Source organism: Pseudomonas sp. P8_241, from assembly GCF_034008315.1.
Lineage (GTDB): Bacteria > Pseudomonadota > Gammaproteobacteria > Pseudomonadales > Pseudomonadaceae > Aquipseudomonas.
On record NZ_CP125377.1, the window covers coordinates 856,799 to 875,000 of the forward strand.

At 59.2% G+C, this 18,202-nt stretch carries 18 protein-coding genes (1 of these 18 only partly in view); 5 read left to right on the plus strand and 13 right to left on the minus strand.

Annotated elements, in window-relative coordinates; all coding sequences use genetic code 11:
• Positions 1-24 precede the first annotated feature (24 nt).
• Entirely contained in the window at positions 25-759 is a 735-nt protein-coding gene (locus QMK58_RS03800) for an ArsR/SmtB family transcription factor (protein ID WP_053154019.1), read from the plus strand.
• 67 nt (positions 760-826) lie between these two features.
• Here the strand turns inward: QMK58_RS03800 and QMK58_RS03805 are convergent, their stop codons facing one another.
• The 3 genes from QMK58_RS03805 to QMK58_RS03815 form a co-directional block, all read right to left on the minus strand.
• The gene (locus QMK58_RS03805; RefSeq protein WP_053154029.1) at positions 827-1,780 is read right to left on the minus strand and encodes an adenosine deaminase; all 954 of its coding nucleotides are present in this window, start codon (positions 1,778-1,780) and stop codon (positions 827-829) included.
• 82 nt (positions 1,781-1,862) lie between these two features.
• Positions 1,863-2,828 (minus strand): 2-oxoglutarate and iron-dependent oxygenase domain-containing protein, encoded by a 966-nt coding sequence (locus QMK58_RS03810; RefSeq protein WP_053154032.1) that lies wholly within the window; start codon positions 2,826-2,828, stop codon positions 1,863-1,865.
• Between the two features lie 141 nt (positions 2,829-2,969).
• On the minus strand, positions 2,970-4,052 hold the full coding sequence (locus QMK58_RS03815; protein ID WP_053154034.1) for a BMP family ABC transporter substrate-binding protein: 1,083 nt from the start codon (positions 4,050-4,052) through the stop codon (positions 2,970-2,972).
• A gap of 306 nt (positions 4,053-4,358) precedes the next feature.
• On the opposite strand from QMK58_RS03815, the gene QMK58_RS03820 reads away from it, so the two are divergent.
• Positions 4,359-5,447, plus strand: coding sequence for a calcium:proton antiporter (locus tag QMK58_RS03820; protein ID WP_320395887.1), 1,089 nt, complete (start codon positions 4,359-4,361; stop codon positions 5,445-5,447).
• Positions 5,448-5,518: 71 nt separating this feature from the next.
• Here QMK58_RS03820 and QMK58_RS03825 read toward each other — a convergent pair whose 3' ends face one another.
• From QMK58_RS03825 to QMK58_RS03835, 3 genes are all read right to left on the minus strand, one after another.
• Positions 5,519-6,877: an 8-oxoguanine deaminase gene (locus tag QMK58_RS03825; RefSeq protein WP_053154180.1), complete on the minus strand. Its 1,359-nt coding sequence runs from the start codon at positions 6,875-6,877 to the stop codon at positions 5,519-5,521.
• A 167-nt stretch (positions 6,878-7,044) separates the two neighbouring features.
• Positions 7,045-7,734: an SDR family oxidoreductase gene (locus QMK58_RS03830; RefSeq protein WP_053154183.1), complete on the minus strand. Its 690-nt coding sequence runs from the start codon at positions 7,732-7,734 to the stop codon at positions 7,045-7,047.
• Between the two features lie 19 nt (positions 7,735-7,753).
• Positions 7,754-8,110 (minus strand): MerR family transcriptional regulator, encoded by a 357-nt coding sequence (locus QMK58_RS03835; RefSeq protein ID WP_053154212.1) that lies wholly within the window; start codon positions 8,108-8,110, stop codon positions 7,754-7,756.
• 84 nt (positions 8,111-8,194) lie between these two features.
• Here QMK58_RS03835 and QMK58_RS03840 point away from each other — a divergent pair, with 84 nt between their 5' ends.
• Entirely contained in the window at positions 8,195-8,617 is a 423-nt protein-coding gene (locus tag QMK58_RS03840; protein ID WP_053154186.1) for a hypothetical protein, read from the plus strand.
• 64 nt (positions 8,618-8,681) lie between these two features.
• On the opposite strand, the gene QMK58_RS03845 is transcribed toward QMK58_RS03840, so the two are convergent.
• The 7 genes from QMK58_RS03845 to QMK58_RS03875 form a co-directional block, all read right to left on the minus strand.
• Entirely contained in the window at positions 8,682-9,608 is a 927-nt protein-coding gene (locus QMK58_RS03845; protein ID WP_320395888.1) for an ABC transporter permease, read from the minus strand.
• The gene (locus QMK58_RS03850; RefSeq protein WP_320395889.1) at positions 9,608-10,714 is read right to left on the minus strand and encodes an ABC transporter permease; all 1,107 of its coding nucleotides are present in this window, start codon (positions 10,712-10,714) and stop codon (positions 9,608-9,610) included. Before QMK58_RS03850 ends, QMK58_RS03845 begins: the two co-directional genes overlap by 1 nt.
• Before the next feature lie 11 nt (positions 10,715-10,725).
• Positions 10,726-12,291: an ABC transporter ATP-binding protein gene (locus QMK58_RS03855; protein WP_053154195.1), complete on the minus strand. Its 1,566-nt coding sequence runs from the start codon at positions 12,289-12,291 to the stop codon at positions 10,726-10,728.
• Between the two features lie 532 nt (positions 12,292-12,823).
• Complete coding sequence (locus QMK58_RS03860; protein WP_053154198.1) at positions 12,824-13,405, minus strand: IMPACT family protein; 582 nt, start codon at positions 13,403-13,405, stop codon at positions 12,824-12,826.
• 6 nt (positions 13,406-13,411) lie between these two features.
• Positions 13,412-14,062 (minus strand): TetR/AcrR family transcriptional regulator, encoded by a 651-nt coding sequence (locus QMK58_RS03865; RefSeq protein ID WP_053154201.1) that lies wholly within the window; start codon positions 14,060-14,062, stop codon positions 13,412-13,414.
• A gap of 87 nt (positions 14,063-14,149) precedes the next feature.
• Positions 14,150-15,532, minus strand: coding sequence for a uracil-xanthine permease family protein (locus QMK58_RS03870; RefSeq protein ID WP_053154215.1), 1,383 nt, complete (start codon positions 15,530-15,532; stop codon positions 14,150-14,152).
• A gap of 125 nt (positions 15,533-15,657) precedes the next feature.
• Complete coding sequence (locus tag QMK58_RS03875; protein ID WP_053154204.1) at positions 15,658-16,578, minus strand: LysR family transcriptional regulator; 921 nt, start codon at positions 16,576-16,578, stop codon at positions 15,658-15,660.
• A gap of 125 nt (positions 16,579-16,703) precedes the next feature.
• On the opposite strand from QMK58_RS03875, the gene QMK58_RS03880 reads away from it, so the two are divergent.
• Entirely contained in the window at positions 16,704-18,053 is a 1,350-nt protein-coding gene (locus tag QMK58_RS03880; RefSeq protein WP_053154207.1) for an aspartate aminotransferase family protein, read from the plus strand.
• A gap of 74 nt (positions 18,054-18,127) precedes the next feature.
• Positions 18,128-18,202 carry the beginning of a CoA-acylating methylmalonate-semialdehyde dehydrogenase gene (locus QMK58_RS03885; RefSeq protein ID WP_053154210.1) on the plus strand. It continues 1,419 nt past the right edge of the window, so only the first 75 of its 1,494 coding nucleotides appear in the window; its start codon is at positions 18,128-18,130; its stop codon lies beyond the right edge, outside the window.

Consider the following 18,202-nt stretch of genomic DNA (forward strand, 5'->3'; position numbering starts at 1 on the left):
AACGATTCAACAGGGAGTGAATACATGGAACATGCACCTTGCATCAGCCAGATCGCCACATTGCTGGCTGACCCAAAGCGCAGCGCAATGATGTGGGCTTTGATGGATGGCTCGGCGCGGCAAACCGAAGACCTGGCCTTGTTGGCCGGCCTCTCACCGTCTTCGGCCAGTGCACACCTGGGGCGTTTGTCCGCCGGAGGTCTGTTGAAAGTTGAAATCCGAGGGCGCAAGCGTTTTTTCCGCCTCTCGGCTCCGGAGGTCGGTGCGGCGATCGAAGCACTGGCCAGTGCGACGCTGGCCAGCACGCCCCAGGACATTCCGCAGATTTTCAAGCGCGCCGCTCCGCTGGCCAAACCTCAGGTGGTGCGTTCGTCATTGTTGAGCGCGCGGCTTTGCGACAACCATTTGGGCGGGACGCTGGCTGCTGATCTGTATCAGCGTTTGCTGGATGCCGGCTGGATCGAGCAGTTCGAAAGGCGTGTGACGATCACCCTCAAGGGCTCCACCGAATTGGCAGCACGCGGTGTCTACATTCAAGCACTGGCGCATCACAACGGCAGGGCTGCGTGTGCCTGTCCTGACTGGAGTGAAAGACGTCCGCACCTGGGGGGATCATTGGGGGCTGCGTTATTGCAGCTGTTCATGCAGTCCGGCTGGTTGACGCTACCGAACGACTCACGGGCCTTGCAGGTCACCGCCATCGGACAGCGGGAAATCCATCGGCTCGCCACACAAGGCGAACTGGAAATGGCGCTGTAGGCGCCTGGCTTGCTGGCGAAGGCGTTCACCGGCAAGCCAGGCTCTACAAAATGTAATGCGCGCAGGCTTACGGTTTTACCAACCGTGCGTCCAGGCTGTTCTGCGCCAAGCGTTTTGCCTGGTCCTGTGTCATGCCCAAATGGGTATGCAGTGCATGGAAGTTCTCGGTGACGTAGCCGCCGAAGTACGCTGGATCATCTGAATTCACGGTCACCTTCACGCCACGCTCGAGCATGTCGAGGATGTTGTGCTGCGACATGTGATCGAACACGCAGAGTTTGGTGTTCGACAACGGGCACACGGTCAGCGGAATCTGCTCGTCGATGATCCGCTGCATCAGGCGCTCGTCTTCGATGGCGCGAACACCATGGTCGATTCGCTGGATTTTCAGCAGGTCCAGGGCTTCCCAGATGTACTCGGGCGGGCCTTCTTCGCCGGCGTGGGCAACGGTCAGGAAACCTTCACCACGTGCACGATCGAATACGCGCTGGAACTTGCTCGGTGGGTGGCCCATTTCAGAGCTGTCCAGGCCAACCGCTACAAACGCATCGCGGAACGGCAGGGCCTGGTCCAGGGTTTTCTGCGCTTGTTCTTCACTCAAGTGACGCAAGAAGCTCAGGATCAAGCCGCTGGTGATGCCCAGTTGCTGTTCGCCATCCTTGAGCGCGGCGGCGATGCCATTGAGCACCACTTCGAATGGAATGCCACGGTCGGTGTGGGTCTGCGGATCGAAGAACGGCTCGGTGTGAACAACGTTCTGCTGTTTGCAGCGCAGCAGGTAGGCCCAGGTCAGGTCGTAGAAATCCTGGGAGGTGCGCAGCACGTCGGCCCCTCGGTAATAGAGGTCGAGGAACTCTTGAAGATTGTTGAAGGCGTAGGCCTTGCGCAAGGTGTCGACATCGCTCCACGGCAGGGCGATCTTGTTGCGTTCGGCCAGGGCAAATAGCAACTCGGGCTCCAGCGAGCCTTCCAGGTGCAGGTGCAGTTCTGCCTTGGGCAGGGCGTTCAGCCAGTCGTACATAATTCTTTTCTCATCAGGTGCAATGGTCGCCATTCTACAGAGGCTAGCGGCGACATTTGGTAAAACCTGACCAGCCGGTTCATTACACGGCTTCCTGTTCCCGTCGATAGGCGTAGGTATCAGCGAAACGCGAGAGCAGGAATTCGGCGCAAGTGGTGGTCGGATATTTCGCCGGATGCCGCTCATCCTGACAACCGGGCAGACATTCGATCCGAGTGTCGGGGTGTGGCTCGGCAAAGAAGGGCATCGAATAGCGGTCCACACCGAGCGGGCTGATCACCCGGTGCGGCGTCGACAGGTAACGGTCATTGCTCCAACGCGCCATCATGTCGCCGAGGTTGACCACGAACGTACCTTCGATCGGCGGCGCGTCGATCCATTCACCTTTGACGTTGCGTACTTGCAGGCCACCGGCGGCATCCTGGTAGAGCAGCGTGATGCAGCCGTAATCGGTGTGGGCGCCGGCGCCTTGTTGCTCATCGGAACTGGCGGCATGGCGCGGCGGGTAGTGGATCATGCGCAGGACGCTGACCGGCTCGCTGAAGCGCGAATCGAAAAAATCCCGTTCGATGCCGAGCGCCAGAGTCATTGCCCGCAACAATGTTTGCGCCAAGGCCTGCATGTCGACGTAGTGCTGCTCCATCAGCGCTTCCCAACCGGGCAGTGACGGATGACGGTTGGGACCGCGCAAGGGTTTTTCTGCCAGCACATCGGGATGTTCGAGCGGCAAGTGAAGACCCATGTCGAAGGTTTCTTTCAAGTCGCTCGGCTTGCTCGGATCGAGTTGTTCGGTGGCGATGGCGCCGTAGCCACGATGATGGCGCGTCTGGGTGATATCGATCTTGAGCTTTTCAGCGCAAGGTTGGGCGAAGAAGTGTTTGGCATGGTCTAGCAGTGCATTGATGCGCTCGGCGCTGATGGGATGCCCCTTGATGTAGAAAAATCCCCAATCGCGGCAGGCACGGTCGATGTGTGCGGCGACGGCTTGCCAGGCGTTTTGGTCATTGCTGTAGAGCGGGCTGATATCGATGACGGGAAGGCTGTTCATACACAATCCTGAATACGCTGAATATCAACTGTGGGAGCCAGCCTGCTGGCGATAGCGGTGTGTCATTCAACAAAAAAGTCGCCTGATACACCGTCATCGCTAGCAGGCTAGCTCGCACAGGGTTTGTGTGGGGAGCAAAATTTACTTCGGCATCTCGGCCTTCATGCCTTCCACGTAGTAATTCATCGACGCCAGCTGCGCATTGGTCGCGCTCACGCCTGCCGGTATTTTCTCGACGCCGGCCTGATCCTTGATCGGTCCGGTAAACGGATGCAGGGCACCGCTCTTGATGTCAGCGATGATCTGCTCGGCTTCGGTTTTTACCGCAGCCGGCACCAGATCGCTGATCGGCAGTTCAACCGTGCCTTCTTTCAAGCCACCCCAGTAATCCTGGGGTTTCCAGGTATGGTCGATCAGACTTTGGGTCGCCTGGATGTAGTGTGGACCCCAGTCGTTGACGATGGAGGTCAGCACCGCTTTGGGCCCGAAGTGCGCCATGTCCGAAGCGTAGCCCACGGCGTACACACCGCGACGCTCGGCTGCCTGGATCGGCGCCGGGCTGTCGGTGTGCTGGAACACCACGTCCACGCCCTGATCAATCAGCGCGTTGGCTGCGTCGGCTTCCTTGCCCGGATCGAACCAGGAGTTGACCCACACGACTTTGATTTCGGTGCCAGGGTTGTATTTGTTCAGAGCCAGTTGGATGGCGTTGATGTCGCGGATCACTTCCGGAATCGGGAACGAGGCGACGTAGCCGACCTTTTTGGTCTTGGTCATCTTCGCCGCAAGGAAACCGCCGACGTAGCGACCTTCATAGGTACGCGCCAGGTAGGTGCCCAGATTTTTGTCCTGCTTGTAGCCGGTGGCGTGTTCGAAGGTCACTTTGGGAAATTGTTTGGCGACCTTCAGTGTCGGGTTCATGTAGCCGAAGGACGTGGTGAAGATCAGGTCGTACTTGTCCTTGGCCATGTTGCGGATCACCCGCTCGGCATCGGCCCCTTCGGCGACGTTTTCCACATAGTTGGTGGTGATCTGGTCGCCGAATTTTTCAACCAGTTCCTTGCGCCCCTGTTCATGCTGATACGTCCAGCCGTGGTCACCGATCGGGCCGATATAGACGAAGCCGACTTTCAGCGGGTCGGCCGCATTCGCGGTCAGACTGGCGCTCAGACCGATGGCCGCCGCAACGGCGCAAAGCAGCTTCTTCAACGGACGTTTGTGCATGAATTGAAACTCCATTTTGTTGTGTGGTTGGCTGGGCGCTTGGGCCTGACAAGGCCAATGCAAAATGCTGACCAACAAGACAACAAAAGGCTTTGGACCGAGGCGCGGCCTTCGCGGGCAAGCCCGCTCCCACAAAAACGCCGCGATCCTTATAGGCGCGAGCCTGCTCGTGATAGGTCCTCTGAGACCGATAAAAGTGCAACGCCTGGCGCAGCTGCCATCCACTGGTGCGCTAAGGTTTAACGAAACGTTAGCTCCACCGCGCAGTCAGTCACTTATCCGTTACTCCACGGCAAAAGGCCCGACATGCTCTCTGTTCTCAAGCAAGAAACCTTTCTGCTGCTGGCCCTGATTGCCGCCGTGGTGGCCTATCCGCTGGAGCACTGGATGCTCCACAGCGGTCAGGCTGTTGCATTGACCGCCGGGCTGGTGCTGATCGCGTTCATCGTCGCGGCCTCCATGCGCGTGGCCCATCAGGCTGAACTGCTGGCGGAGAAAGTCGGCGATCCCTACGGCACGATGATCCTGACCCTGGCCGCCGTGCTGGTGGAAGTGGTGATCCTGGCGATCATGATGAGCAATGAAGCGTCGGCCACGCTGGTGCGTGACACGATTTACTCGGCCGTGATGCTCGACATCAACGGCATCCTTGGCCTGGCCGCATTGATGGGCGGGCTCAAGCATGGCGAGCAGTCCTACAACGATGATTCTGCGCGTAGCTATGGGGTGATGATTCTCACGGCCATGGGCGTGTCGATGGTGGTGCCGGAGTTCATTCCAGAAGCCAACTGGAAGCTTTATTCCGCGTTTACCATCGGCGCAATGGTGGTGCTGTACGCTTTGTTTTTGCGCATGCAGGTCGGTCCGCACAGCTATTTTTTCAGTTACAGCTACCCGGACAAACGCCGCAGGAAAGAGCCAGGCGAAGAACCTCAGCCGGTCAATCTGACGCTGTCCATCGGGCTGTTGGTATTTGGCGTGGTGGTGATTGGCGCGCTGGCCGAGGTAATGTCCAAGACCCTCGACCTGGGCCTGGAAGGAACGGGTGCACCGCCGGTGATCACGGCGATTCTGGTCGCGGCGATTTCAGCGGCGCCGGAAATTCTGACCGCGTTGCGCGCCGCGTTGGCCAATCGCATGCAGTCGGTGGTGAACATCGCGTTGGGGGCGTCGCTGTCGACGGTGATCCTGACGGTCCCGGTGATGGAAGCGATGGCGCTCTACACCGGCCAGCCCTTTCAGATGGCGATGACCCCGGTGCAGACCGTGATGATTTTCATCACCCTGATCGTCAGCGCGATCAACCTCAACGACGGCGAAACCAACGCTATCGAAGGCATGACGCATTTTGTTTTGTTTGCGACGTTCATCATGTTGTCGCTGTTGGGTCTTTAAAAGCTTCGCCAGCAAGCAGGCTCCTACGAAAGCAACCCTGTAGGAGCCGGCTTGCTGGCGATGGCGTCCTATCAGACGCCGCTGATCAACTGCCGAGCCGCCTGGCTGTGATCGGCAATCAATCCCTTCAGATCCAGCCCTTCAACCTGCCCGTCAATCACTCGCCATTTGCCACCGACCATCACCCGATCCGCGCGATCCGCACCGCACAGCAGCAATGCCGAGACCGGATCATGGCTGCCGGAGAAGCGCAGCTCATCAAGCTTGAACAATGCCAGGTCGGCCTGCTTGCCCACGGCCAGTTCGCCGATATCGGTCCGTCCCAGCAGACTGGCCGACCCCTTGGTCGCCCAACCCAGCACGCGCTCTGGCGTGATCTTTTCGGCGCCGTAACGCAGGCGCTGGATGTACAGCGCCTGACGCGCTTCAAGCATCATGTTCGACGCATCATTGGACGCCGACCCGTCCACACCCAGGCCAAGCAGGGCGCCGGCATCGGTCAAGTCAATGCTTGGGCAGATGCCCGAAGCCAGACGCATGTTAGAACTCGGGCAATGGCAGATACCGGTTTTGGCGTCGCCGAGGCGGGCGATTTCGTCCGGGTTGAAGTGGATGCCGTGGGCCAGCCAGGTGCGTGGGCCGAGCCAGCCGACGCTGTCCAGATAATCCACGGTCCGCAGGCCGAAACGCTGCAGGCAGAAGTCTTCTTCGTCGAGGGTTTCGGCCAGGTGCGTGTGCAGGCGCACGTCGAGTTTGTTGGCCAGTTCGGCGCTGGCGGACATGATTTCCGGCGTCACCGAGAACGGCGAGCAGGGCGCCAGGGCGATCTGGATCTGCGCACCGTCGCCGCGTTCGTGGTACTCGGCGATCAGGCGCTGGCTGTCGTCGAGAATCACCTGACCTTCCTGCACCGTTTGCTGGGGTGGCAGGCCGCCGTCCTTTTCGCCGAGGCTCATCGAACCGCGCGTCAACATGGCGCGCATGCCCAGTTCGCGGACGCTTTCGACTTGCACGTCAATCGCGTTTTCCAGGCCTTCGGGGAACAGGTAATGGTGGTCGGCGGCGGTAGTGCAGCCGGACAGCAGCAATTCGGCCAAGGCGACTTTGGTGGCGAGGGCGAGTTTTTCCGGGGTCAGGCGTGCCCAGACCGGGTAGAGGGTTTTCAGCCATGGGAACAACGGCTGATTGACCACTGGCGCCCAGGCACGGGTCAGGGTCTGGTAGAAATGGTGATGGGTGTTGATCAGGCCCGGGAGGATCACATGTTCGCGGGCATCGAACACTTCATTGCATGGCGCGGACGGTTGCTGGCCGACGCCGAGCACTTCGACGATTACACCGTCTTGCAGCACCAGGCCGCCACGGGCATCGAGCTCGTTGGAGGTGAAAATGGCGAGGGGATTTTTTAACCAGGTACGGGTCGCAGGCATGTTGGCCGGCTCCTCTGAAAGTTGGGTTCAGGGTTGCCAGCTCAGTGTTGCCCTGTCTGCTGATCCAGGGTCGCCGGGGAGGCGAGGGGCGCAGTGTCGATCAAAACGTCGATGCCGGCAAGCCCGGCCCGACAAGACAACAAATAACCTACAGGTGGGCGGTAGTGTTACCAGGGAATGGTCTCACCCCGGTAATTGATGAAGTGATGCCCACCTTTGCCAACAAACGCATTCACCTGATCGACCAGGCCGCGCGTGCTGGTGTCCACATCGATATCCGCGCCTTCACCGCCCATATCGGTTTTCACCCAGCCCGGATGCAACGACAGCACGGTAAGTCGGGTGTCGCCCAATTGAGTGACAAAGCTGTTGGTCATCGAATTCAGCGCCGCCTTGCTGGCCTTGTACAGCGCCAGCTCCGGCGCGTCGGGCATGGTCACGCTGCCCAGCACCGAACTCATGAATGCCAGCAGGCCAGTATCGGGACGAAGCTGCCCGACAAAGTGCTGGGCCAGGTTGATGGGCGCCACGGCATTGGTAAAAAACAGCTGACCGACTTCGGCCATCGTTGCCCCACCGTTCGGCGTTTGAACGTCCGGGCCTTTGACGCCGGCATTGACGAACAGCAAGTCAAATACCTCGCCATTGAGTTGCTGGCTCAGGGCAAGCACGGCTTGCTGATCGTCCATGTCGAGTTTTTCGATCCGCACCTTGCCCAACGCCTGCAGGGCTTCGGCATTCTGTGGATTGCGTACGGTAGCGGTGACTTGCCAGCCATCGGCCAGCAGGGTTTTCACCAGGCCGAGGCCCAACCCGCGAGAGGCACCAATGATGAGTGCGTTTTTTGCCGTGGACATGAGTGGCTTCCTTGAAAAGTCAGGGTCGTGGATTCAATGGACACTGTTGCCCGAGTCGTTGTTGCAACTCATCGCGCAACGCGCCGAGTTCAGCCATTCGGGCTTCGATCAGTTTGAGTTTGTCTTGCAGCAATTGCGTGACAGCGCTGTCGGGATCGGGCGACTGCCAGATTGCCGCGACGCTGTGGCCAATCTCGCTGAGGCTGAAGCCCAGCCGTTGAGCGGTCTTGATGTATTGCACCAGCTGCACCATGTCCGCCGGATAATCGCGATACCCATTGGCGCTGCGTTGAGCCGCGATCAAACCGCGCTGCTCGTAGAAACGCAGTGTGTCGCGGCTGACGGCGCTGGCCTGGGCTAATTCACCGATGCGCATCATGACGTCTCATGGAGGGGCTTGACCCTGGAGCATACTCCAGGCTTTAGCCTTGTTGCTCCCTGAATTGATGGAGCAATGTCGATGTGGACTACTACGCAATATCGTCGTTTGGTGCAAGGCAGTGCCTGGTATGACCTGATCGTGATGGTGGCGTTTGTCACGCCGTGGAGTTTTGCGGCATTGCATGGGGTTTTGCTGGGGATAAGTCAGGCGCTGGGTCTGCCCGGCGAGCTGCCGTCGTTCGAACCTGTGCATATGTTGCTGGCAAATTTGTTGGGGTCGATTGTCTGCGTGTGGGCGGTGCTGCGGATTCGTGATCCCCGGGCGATGTATGGTCGATATGACGCGGTGGCCAGATTCCTGTTTTCGACTTGGCAGGCATACGCGCTTATCCATGGCGCGAGTTCGATTCTGATGGCTTTTCTGATGTTTGAACTGGCGTTGGGCATCGCTCAGGTGTTGCCTGTTCGGCAGCCATCGCGAGCAGGCTCACTCCACATTTGATGGGTGTGAACTCGGTCAAATGTAGGAGCGAGCCTGCTCGCGAAATGGCCAGACCCGTCAACCACTAGTGCCCGGCCTGCCAGGGCTGCCCCAACGAAACCGGCGCGAACAACCGAGTACGCAGCGCATCCCGGGACAGCAACACCAACGCCACAATCGTCGCCACATACGGCAGCATCGCCAGCAGACTCGACGGTATCGCCAGCCCCAACCCCTGCGCCACCAGGTGCAGGATGCTGGCGAGTCCGAACAGGTAAGCACCCAGCAGCAAACGCCAGACTCGCCAACTGGCAAACACCACCAGCGCCAAGGCAATCCAGCCACGCCCGGCACTCATGTTTTCTGCCCACATCGGTGTGTAGGCGAGGGAAAGGTACGCCCCGGCCAACCCGGCCATCGCCCCACCAAACAGCACAGCCAATGTACGTACCGCCAATACCGGCAAGCCCATGGCACTGGCCGCGTCCGGGTTTTCCCCGACTGCCTGGATAATCAGACCGACGCGGCTTTTCAGAATCACCCAGGCCACCAGCGCAAACAGTGCGAAAGACAAATACACCAGCAGGTCCTGGGCAAACAGCATTCGCCCGATCAACGGGATTTCACTCAAATAAGGGATTGCCAAGGGTTCGAATCCCGCCAGGGGTTTGCCCACCCACGCTGCGCCTATGAAAGTCGACAGACCCACTCCGAAGATCGTCAACGCCAGGCCGGTCGCGACCTGATTGGCATTGAATACCAGCGCCACTAATGCGAACAGCGACGACAAGAGCATCCCGGCCAGCATCGCCAGCAGCACGCCGAGCCAAAGATTGCCGGTGCTGAATGCGACGATAAAACCGGTCACCGCACCCAACAGCATCATGCCTTCCTGGCCCAGATTGAGGACGCCGCTTTTCTCGCAGATCAGTTCACCCAGTGCCACCAGCAGCAGCGGCGTACCGCAGCGGATCATGGCGTAGAAAATATTGCTCAACAGATCGATATCCATCACAGCGCTCCAGCATGTACGGCGGTGGCGGGTGCGCGGCGTGCCCAACGCAGGTTCAAACGGGGTCGATAGAGAATCAGCACATCACAGGCCAACAGGAAAAACAGCATCATCCCCTGGAACAATTGGGTGATCGCTTGGGGCAGGTTCAGACTCATCTGCGCACTCTCACCGCCGATGTACAGCAACGCCATCAGCAGGCTTGCAAACAGAATGCCGACAGGATTGAGTCGGCCGAGAAACGCCACCGTGATCGCCGCGTAGCCATACCCTGGGGAGACCTGCGGCACCAATTGCCCGATCGGCCCGGTGACTTCGCACACGCCCGCCAACCCCGCCAACCCGCCGCTGATCAACAGCGCGAGCCAGATCAGGCGCTTCTCGCGAAAACCTACAAAACTGGCCGCGCGTTTATCCAGCCCGAGCACCTTGATCTGGAAACCGACAAAACTTTTCTGCAGCAACACCCACACGGTCACCAGCGCGAGGAGGGCGAAATACACCCCCGCGTGCCCCCGGCCATCTTCCATCAACAGCGGCAAGCGGCTGGCGTCGCCGAACATCGCCGATTGCGGGAAATTGAATCCCTCGGGGTCTTTCAGCGGCCCGTGGACGCAGTACAGCAAGAGGTTCAGGGCGATGTAATTGAGCATGATGCTGGTGAGGATTTCATTGGCGTTGAAACGCGTGCGCAACCAGGCGGTCAGCCCGGCCCAGGCTGCACCCGCGAAGGTCCCCGTGAGGAGGACCGCCACTAGCGCCCAGCGGCTTTGCACGCCAATGATATTGACCGCCAATGCACTTCCGGCCAATGCGCCTAACAGCAATTGGCCTTCTGCGCCGATATTCCAGATCCGCGCCTGGTAGGCGACGGCCAAACCCAACGCACACAGCAAGATTGGCAAGGCTTTTACCAGAAGTTCAGAGACACCGTACAAGTCGCTGATTGGTGCGATCAGCAACGTATGCAAGGTCAGCAGCGGGTCATGCCCGAGCGTAAGAAACAGCAGCGAGCCGCAGCCCAGTGTCAGGGCGGCTGCCAGCAACGGCGAGCACCACAACATCAGGCGTGATTGCTGGCCGCGAGGTTCAAGAGAAAGCAGCATGTGTGGCTCCGTTAACGCGTGGCTGATGCGGATGATGGGGGCGCGTCGAACTGGCCGGCCATCCAGCCGCCGACATCGCTCAGGCAGGTATCGACCGCAGGTTTGAGCGTGGATAACCGACCACCGCACAGTGCGCCCAGGCGGTCGCTGATCTGGAACAGTTCGTCGAGGTCTTCGGAGATCACCAGGATCGCCGCGCCAGCGTCGCGCAAGGCAATCAATGCTCGGTGAATGGTCGCGGCGGCACCGACGTCCACACCCCAGGTCGGGTGCGCCGCCACCAGCAACCTGGGTTGCTGAAGGATTTCCCGGCCAAGAATGAATTTCTGCAAATTGCCGCCGGACAGGCTGCGGGCCGGGGCTTGGCTGTTCGGCGCCTTGACCCCGAAGCGGTGGATGATGTCTTCGGCGAGCGCCTGAACCTTGCTGCGCGAAATAAGTCCTTTGCTCACCAACCCTTGTTGGAACGCGGTAAGCAGGGCGTTATCCGCCAGGCTCAGTTCCGGTACGGCACCATGGCCCAGTCGTTCGGCAGGAACAAACGCCAGTCCGAGTTGACGGCGTGCGTCGGGGCGCAGATGCGCGACGGGCTCGTGGCCGAAACTGATTCTGGCGCTTTCGTCGCCGGTCAGTGGTTCTTCACCGCTGAGTAACGCGAGCAACTCATCCTGGCCATTACCGGCCACTCCGGCGATCCCGACAATTTCGCCACTGCGCACTTCAAGCGCGATGTCCTTGAGCGAACAACCGAACGGGTCCGGGTTGTGCCAGGACAATCCGCTGACCTCAAGAAAGACATCCCCCCCGGTCACCTTCGGATAGTCCGTTATCAAGTCCGCCGCTTCGCCGACCATCAACCTCGCCAGTTGCTGATCCGAGCACTCGACCGGTACACAATGCCCGGCTACTCGCCCGGCTCGCAGCACCGTCGCGCTATGACACAACGCGCGAACTTCACCCAATTTGTGGCTGATAAACAAAATGCTGCAGCCCTCGACAGCGAGGCGGCGCAAGGTCACAAACAAGTCATCGGCTTCCTGCGGGGTCAACACCGAAGTCGGTTCGTCGAGAATCAACAGGCGAATGTCCTGCATCAGGCAGCGAATGATTTCGACGCGTTGCCGTTCGCCGATGGACAGGCTGTGGACAAGTCGCTCTGGCTCCAGTGCCATGCCATAGCGTTGCGACACTTCGCGAATTTTCGGTTCAAGCTGTGTCGGCGTGCCCGCTGCCGAGCCCATGGCCAGGGCAATGTTTTGCGCCACGCTCAGGGTTTCGAACAGCGAGAAATGCTGGAACACCATGCCGATCCCCAACTCGCGAGCCTGAGCCGGGTTGCGCAGGTTGACCCGCTGTCCTTGCCAGATCACTTCGCCCGAATCAGCGTGGGTAACGCCGTAGATGATCTTCATCAGCGTGCTCTTGCCTGCGCCGTTTTCGCCGAGCAGGGCATGGATCTCGCCGGGCGCAATGCTCAGGTCGATGGCATCGTTGGCCAGGCAGCCGGGGTAGCGTTTGCTGATTCGACGTAGTTGCAACCGTGGAGTTGGATCAAGGGTAGAGGCAGGATTGGACATGGCAGGCTCGGTGCTGTTGGACTTGTGCCTGTGGATAAAGCAATTTTCTGGCCACTAGGTCAGGAAATTGCTTAAGCCCCGTCCGCCGAGTTGCTCAGTGCGCGGCTTCGCTAGCAGTCGATCTGGATCCAGCACCACTTGAGGGCAGAGCCCTCGGTCAGGCCCCGAATTTGATCGTGGTGTTTTGATTAAAAAATGATCAATCGAATGCAGGCCATACCGTGCGTGGCGCCGGGACCGCCATGAACGGGTTATCCACAGATTGCTCCACAGTATTTGTGCGCAAGCGCAAAGCTCGGGCATAAGCACTGTGTGGCTTTCTTCTAAAGGCGATAAACCACTGTAACTGATTGTTTTTGCGAGATTTTGGTGTTCAGAACAAAAAATTGGATGAAATTTGAACAATGCCCGCAAAGCCGCATGACAGAAGGGTTACAGACGTATGTGCTCAGGTTATCCACAGCCGGGTGCACAGTAGATGTGGGCAAATGTTGAATGGGCGAAAAAACGCCGTGCCCCAAAAGATCGCAGTTCACCGCTGCAACAGAATCCGCCCGCGACTCAGGTCGGCAAGCTGCAATTGCAAGGAGTCGATGCGCGCTTCACCCACCGCCAACCGCAACTCCACGCCATTGGCGGTAAAAGTTTCGTCCACAACCAGTCCACCTGCCTCCGCCACCCGAAGCTTCACCAGGGGCAACTCGGCAAAGGCGCAGGCACAACTGAGCGGTACCCGGCTGATCAGCTCAACCTTCGGTGCCGCTTGCAGGCATTTATTGGCGCCGCCACCGTAGGCTCGGGCAAGGCCACCGGTGCCGAGTTGAATGCCGCCATACCAGCGAATCACCAGCACCACGACCTGGTCGCAATCCTGCGCTTCGATTGCTGCCAGGATCGGTCGACCTGCGGTGCCCCCAGGTTCGCCATCGTCGGTGCTGCGATATTGATCGCCGAGTTTCCACGCCCAGCAATTGTGGGTGGCATTCAAGTCGCTGTGTTGTTCGATGAAAGTCTGGGCTTCAACTGGGCTGGAGATTGGGGCGGCGAATGTGATGAAACGGCTTTTGCGAATTTCTTCGCGGTATTCGCAAAAGTCGCTGAGGGTAAAAGGCATAAGTACTTAAATGGCAGGTGTCAGGCCGCAGCCCTTGAGAATGATTCGGATCAGGTTATTGCCGGCGTCTTCCATGTCTTGCTTGGTCAACCGGGAACGACCTGTGACTCGGCAAATCTGCGTGGAAAAGTCGGCATAGTGCTGGGTGCTGCCCCACAGCAGGAAGATCAAGTGTACCGGATCGACCGAGTCCATCTTGCCAGCGTCGATCCAACTCTGGAACACGCTCGCTCGTCCCTGGAACCAGGCGCGGTAATCCTGGTTGAAATACTCGGTCAGGCACTCGCCGCCACTGATGACCTCCATCGCAAAGATCCGCGATGCCTGCGGCTGTCGACGGGAAAACTCCATCTTCGCGCGAATGTAGCGGCTCAGGGCTTCGGCCGGGTCATCCTCGGCGGTCAGGGTGTTGAAGGTGCTGTCCCACAACTCGATGATGTTGCTCAACACCGCCACGTACAAACCGAGTTTGTTGGTGAAGTAGTAATGCAGGTTTGCTTTGGGCAATCCGGCATTCTGGGCGATGGTGTTCATGCTCGTGCCTTTGTAACCGTGACGGGCGAACTCGTCTTCGGCGGCTTTGATGATGGTCTCTTCGTTCTTCTGACGAATGCGGCTGGCGGGTTTTCCGCCGTGGGCTGGGACTTCAAAGGTCATGGGCACTTCCGAACGGGTGGGTGGGTGCAGCCTGTGCGTTGATAGCGCACCCACCGGTTTCAGACAAGTCCTGAAGCGATAAAACCCTTATACCTGCTCGATCGGTTCGTGACTGTTCGCACGTGTATCGGCTTTCGACTCCGGTAGCAACACGCACATCAGGATTGCGGTCAGACCGCCGCTGGTAATGGCCGAGTCGAAAAGGTTTTGCACCACTTTTGGCAACAAGTGCAGCAAGTTTGGTTGTGCTGCAATGCCCAGGCCGACGCCGAACGAAGTGGCGATGATCAGCATGCTGCGCCGATCCAGTGGCGCCTGGGCGAGGATGCGCACACCGGCCGCCGCGACACTGCCGAACATCACCAGCGTGGCACCGCCGAGTACGGGCTTCGGAATTTGTTGCAACACCGCACCAATCAACGGAAATAGCCCGAGACAAAACAGCAGCACGCCGATGTACAGGCCGACGTAGCGGCTGGCGACGCCGGTCAATTGGATCACGCCATTGTTTTGTGCAAATGTGGTGTTGGGGAACGCGCTGAACGTCGCGGCGATCAGGCAGCTGACGCCGTCGCCCAGCACGCCGCCCTTGAGTCGCTTGATATAGGACGGGCCGCTGATGGGTTGTCGGGCAAGCATGCAGTTGGCGGTGAGGTCGCCGACGGTTTCAATGGTGCTGATCAGGTAAATCAACGCCACCGGCAGGAACGCGCTCCAGTCGAAACTGAAGCCGAACTTGAAGGGCGTCGCAAGGCTGACCAGCGGCAGGTCGGGCAAGGGCTGCGGGACCAGTTTTCCACTGAACCAGGCTGCCAGGCTACCCAGCGCGAGCCCGATGATGATGGCGGACAGGCGAATCCACGGCGTGTTCGAGCGGTTCAGCAAAATAATCGTCAGCAGCACGAACAGGCCCAGGGCCAGATTGCCCGGCGCACCAAAGTCCGGCGCATTGAAGCCTCCCCCCAGGTCGGTAATGCCGACCTTGATCAGGCTGATGCCGATCAGGGTAATGACGATACCGGTCACCAACGGTGTGATCACCCGGCGAAGTTGCCCGATAAAGCGACTGAGCACGATTTGCACCAATGCACCGAAGAAGCACACGCCGAAGATCATCGCCAGAATGTCTTCCGGACTTCCACCTCGTTGCTTGACCAGAAACCCGGCGGACAACACTGCACCCAAAAACGCAAAACTGGTGCCTTGCAGGCAGATCATTCCGGCGCCAATACCAAAAGGCCTACGTGCCTGTATGAAGGTGCCGACCCCGGAGACCATCAGCGCCATGCTGATCAGGTAAGGCAGATGAGCGGTCAAACCCAAGGCTGAGCCGATCACCAGCGGCGGCGTAATGATGCCGACGAAACTGGCGAGGACATGCTGGAGGGCGGCGAGGAGGGCGGCGGCTGGTTTTGGGCGATCGTCGAGGCCGTAGATCAGATCACTTTGGCTTGGAGTTTCTGGCTGCATGGGCATGGGTCTTCTTTTTCGCAAGCGGGACGTTTGTCCATGTATTGCAAAAAGCTGTCCAAGTGCTCAGGTTATTGAATCTTTATTACTTCCAGAGCCTTTGTTTGCTGGGCTTTCGGTGGTTTCTATCGCGTCGCGGCCAGGCTCTCCAGAAAGCTTTCCAGCACCAAATGAGGGCGGCGACCCTTGCGCGTGACCGAGGCGAGGCTCAGGTCATAGAACCGCGCCTTGGGTTTCAGCGCACGCAGGCGACCTTGTTGTACCCAAAGTGCAGCGTAATGGTCCGGCAGATAACCAATGTAACGCCCGGTCAGAATCAGGAACGCCATGCCCTCGCGGTCCGAAGCGCTGGCGGTGCAGTTGAGCGCCTGATAGTGGGCCTGGATGTCCGCCGGCAACCGAAAGGTCGGCGCGATGGCGTCCTGGCTGTTCAGGCGCGAGTCGTCCAGTTGTCTGTCATCAACATAAAACAGCGGATGGCCGACGGCGCAATACAACAGCGAGCGCTCGCTATATAACGGCTGATACTCCAGGCCAGACAGCGCACTGGCCTGGGGCACCACGCCGACATGCAAGCGACCGTCGAGCACGCCTTGTTCAACTTCATTGGGCGCGATCATGCGGATCTGAATCTGTACGTCCGGGCCACGTTCTTTCAGTTGTGCAAGGGCGTGGGTGATGCGCATGTGGGGCAGGGTGACGAGGTTGTCGGTCAGGCCGATCGTCAACTCGCCGCGCAAGTGTTGGTGCAGTCCATTGACCTCGGTGCGGAAACTTTCCAGCGCACTCAATAGCTGCAAGGCCGATTGATAGACCTCGCGGCCTTCTTCAGTCAGGGAGAAGCCGGCCCGTCCACGCTGGCATAGGCGCAAACCGAGTCTCTGCTCCAGATCGCTCATTTGCTGGCTGATCGCTGAGCGACCGATGCCGAGCACTGTCTCGGCCGCGGAGAAACCACCGCACTCGACGACGCTGCGAAAGATCCGCAACAGGCGGATATCAAAGTCGCTGACTTGCGCCAGAGGATCGGGTCGGCGACTGGACATAGTTTAGTGGAGTCCTGACTGAAGGTTACAAAAGTTGGATTTCACAGACTTTATCTCCGTGGCAATTTAGCTGCAACAACGGTTTTTAATCCTTACGCCGCTTATTGCCTTGCGAGGTTTCGCTCATGAACTTGCCCGAAAACGCACCGACTTCTCTGGCCAGCCAGCTCAAGCTCGATGCTCACTGGATGCCGTACACCGCCAACCGCAACTTCCAGCGCGATCCGCGCTTGATCGTTGGTGCTGAAGGCAGCTGGCTGATCGACGACAAGGGGCGCAAGGTTTATGACTCGCTGTCCGGTCTGTGGACCTGCGGCGCCGGGCACACCCGCAAGGAAATCCAGGACGCGGTCGCCAAGCAACTGGGCACCCTCGATTACTCGCCAGGCTTCCAGTACGGCCATCCGCTGTCGTTCCAGCTGGCTGAGAAAATCACCGACCTGACGCCGGGCAATCTGAATCACGTGTTCTTCACCGACTCGGGTTCCGAGTGCGCCGACACCGCCGTGAAAATGGTGCGTGCCTACTGGCGACTGAAAGGCCAGTCGACCAAGACCAAAATGATCGGCCGTGCCCGTGGCTACCACGGTGTGAACATCGCCGGCACGAGCCTCGGCGGCGTGAACGGCAACCGCAAGCTGTTCGGTCAGGCGATGATGGATGTCGACCACTTGCCGCACACTTTGCTGGCAAGCAACGCTTACTCCCGTGGCATGCCGGAGCAGGGTGGTATCGCCCTGGCCGACGAACTACTGAAGCTGATCGAACTGCACGATGCGTCGAACATCGCCGCCGTGTTCGTTGAGCCGCTGGCCGGTTCCGCTGGCGTACTGGTTCCGCCACAGGGTTACCTCAAGCGTCTGCGCGAGATCTGCGATCAGCACAACATACTGCTGGTGTTCGACGAAGTGATCACCGGTTTCGGCCGTACCGGCAACATGTTCGGTGCCGACACCTTTGGCGTGACTCCGGACCTGATGTGCATCGCCAAGCAAGTCACCAACGGCGCGATCCCGATGGGCGCGGTGATTGCCAGCTCCGAGATCTACCAGACCTTCATGAACCAGGCGACGCCTGAGTACGCAGTGGAATTCCCTCACGGTTATACCTACTCCGCACACCCGGTGGCTTGCGCCGCGGGCCTGGCAGCACTCGATCTGCTGCAGAAGGAAAACCTGGTGCAGAGCGTGGCCGAAGTCGCACCGCATTTCGAAAATGCGCTGCATGGCCTGAAGGGCACCAAGAACATCATCGACATCCGCAACTTCGGCCTGGCTGGCGCGATTCAGATCGCCCCTCGTGACGGCGACGCGATCGTGCGTCCGTTCGAAGCCGGCATGGCGCTGTGGAAAGCCGGGTTCTACGTTCGCTTCGGTGGCGACACCCTGCAGTTCGGCCCAACCTTCAACAGCAAGCCGCAGGACCTGGATCGTCTGTTCGACGCGGTCGGCGAAGTGCTGAGCAAGATCGACTGATTTCTCCTTCTATATACCTATAAACAACGGGTGCCCGGTAACGGGTGCCTGTGGACAACTTTTCAGGAGCTTCCATGAGCGTTATTCCGCATTTGATCAATGGCGAACTGGTGACCGAGAACGGTCGCGCAGTGGATGTGTTCAACCCG

What these genes read in the sequence shown, in the direction of transcription:
- QMK58_RS03830 (WP_053154183.1), bottom strand. Translation starts at nt 7,734, where the DNA reads ATGTCCACGGCAAAAAACGCACTCATCATTGGTGCCTCTCGCGGGTTG.
- QMK58_RS03840 (WP_053154186.1), top strand. Translation starts at nt 8,195, where the DNA reads ATGTGGACTACTACGCAATATCGTCGTTTGGTGCAAGGCAGTGCCTGG.
- QMK58_RS03800 (WP_053154019.1), top strand. Translation starts at nt 25, where the DNA reads ATGGAACATGCACCTTGCATCAGCCAGATCGCCACATTGCTGGCTGAC.
- QMK58_RS03880 (WP_053154207.1), top strand. Translation starts at nt 16,704, where the DNA reads ATGAACTTGCCCGAAAACGCACCGACTTCTCTGGCCAGCCAGCTCAAG.
- QMK58_RS03850 (WP_320395889.1), bottom strand. Translation starts at nt 10,714, where the DNA reads ATGCTGCTTTCTCTTGAACCTCGCGGCCAGCAATCACGCCTGATGTTG.
- QMK58_RS03815 (WP_053154034.1), bottom strand. Translation starts at nt 4,052, where the DNA reads ATGCACAAACGTCCGTTGAAGAAGCTGCTTTGCGCCGTTGCGGCGGCC.
- QMK58_RS03835 (WP_053154212.1), bottom strand. Translation starts at nt 8,110, where the DNA reads ATGCGCATCGGTGAATTAGCCCAGGCCAGCGCCGTCAGCCGCGACACA.
- QMK58_RS03825 (WP_053154180.1), bottom strand. Translation starts at nt 6,877, where the DNA reads ATGCCTGCGACCCGTACCTGGTTAAAAAATCCCCTCGCCATTTTCACC.
- QMK58_RS03865 (WP_053154201.1), bottom strand. Translation starts at nt 14,062, where the DNA reads ATGACCTTTGAAGTCCCAGCCCACGGCGGAAAACCCGCCAGCCGCATT.
- QMK58_RS03820 (WP_320395887.1), top strand. Translation starts at nt 4,359, where the DNA reads ATGCTCTCTGTTCTCAAGCAAGAAACCTTTCTGCTGCTGGCCCTGATT.
- QMK58_RS03810 (WP_053154032.1), bottom strand. Translation starts at nt 2,828, where the DNA reads ATGAACAGCCTTCCCGTCATCGATATCAGCCCGCTCTACAGCAATGAC.
- QMK58_RS03845 (WP_320395888.1), bottom strand. Translation starts at nt 9,608, where the DNA reads ATGGATATCGATCTGTTGAGCAATATTTTCTACGCCATGATCCGCTGC.
- QMK58_RS03805 (WP_053154029.1), bottom strand. Translation starts at nt 1,780, where the DNA reads ATGTACGACTGGCTGAACGCCCTGCCCAAGGCAGAACTGCACCTGCAC.
- QMK58_RS03855 (WP_053154195.1), bottom strand. Translation starts at nt 12,291, where the DNA reads ATGTCCAATCCTGCCTCTACCCTTGATCCAACTCCACGGTTGCAACTA.
- QMK58_RS03875 (WP_053154204.1), bottom strand. Translation starts at nt 16,578, where the DNA reads ATGTCCAGTCGCCGACCCGATCCTCTGGCGCAAGTCAGCGACTTTGAT.
- QMK58_RS03870 (WP_053154215.1), bottom strand. Translation starts at nt 15,532, where the DNA reads ATGCAGCCAGAAACTCCAAGCCAAAGTGATCTGATCTACGGCCTCGAC.
- QMK58_RS03860 (WP_053154198.1), bottom strand. Translation starts at nt 13,405, where the DNA reads ATGCCTTTTACCCTCAGCGACTTTTGCGAATACCGCGAAGAAATTCGC.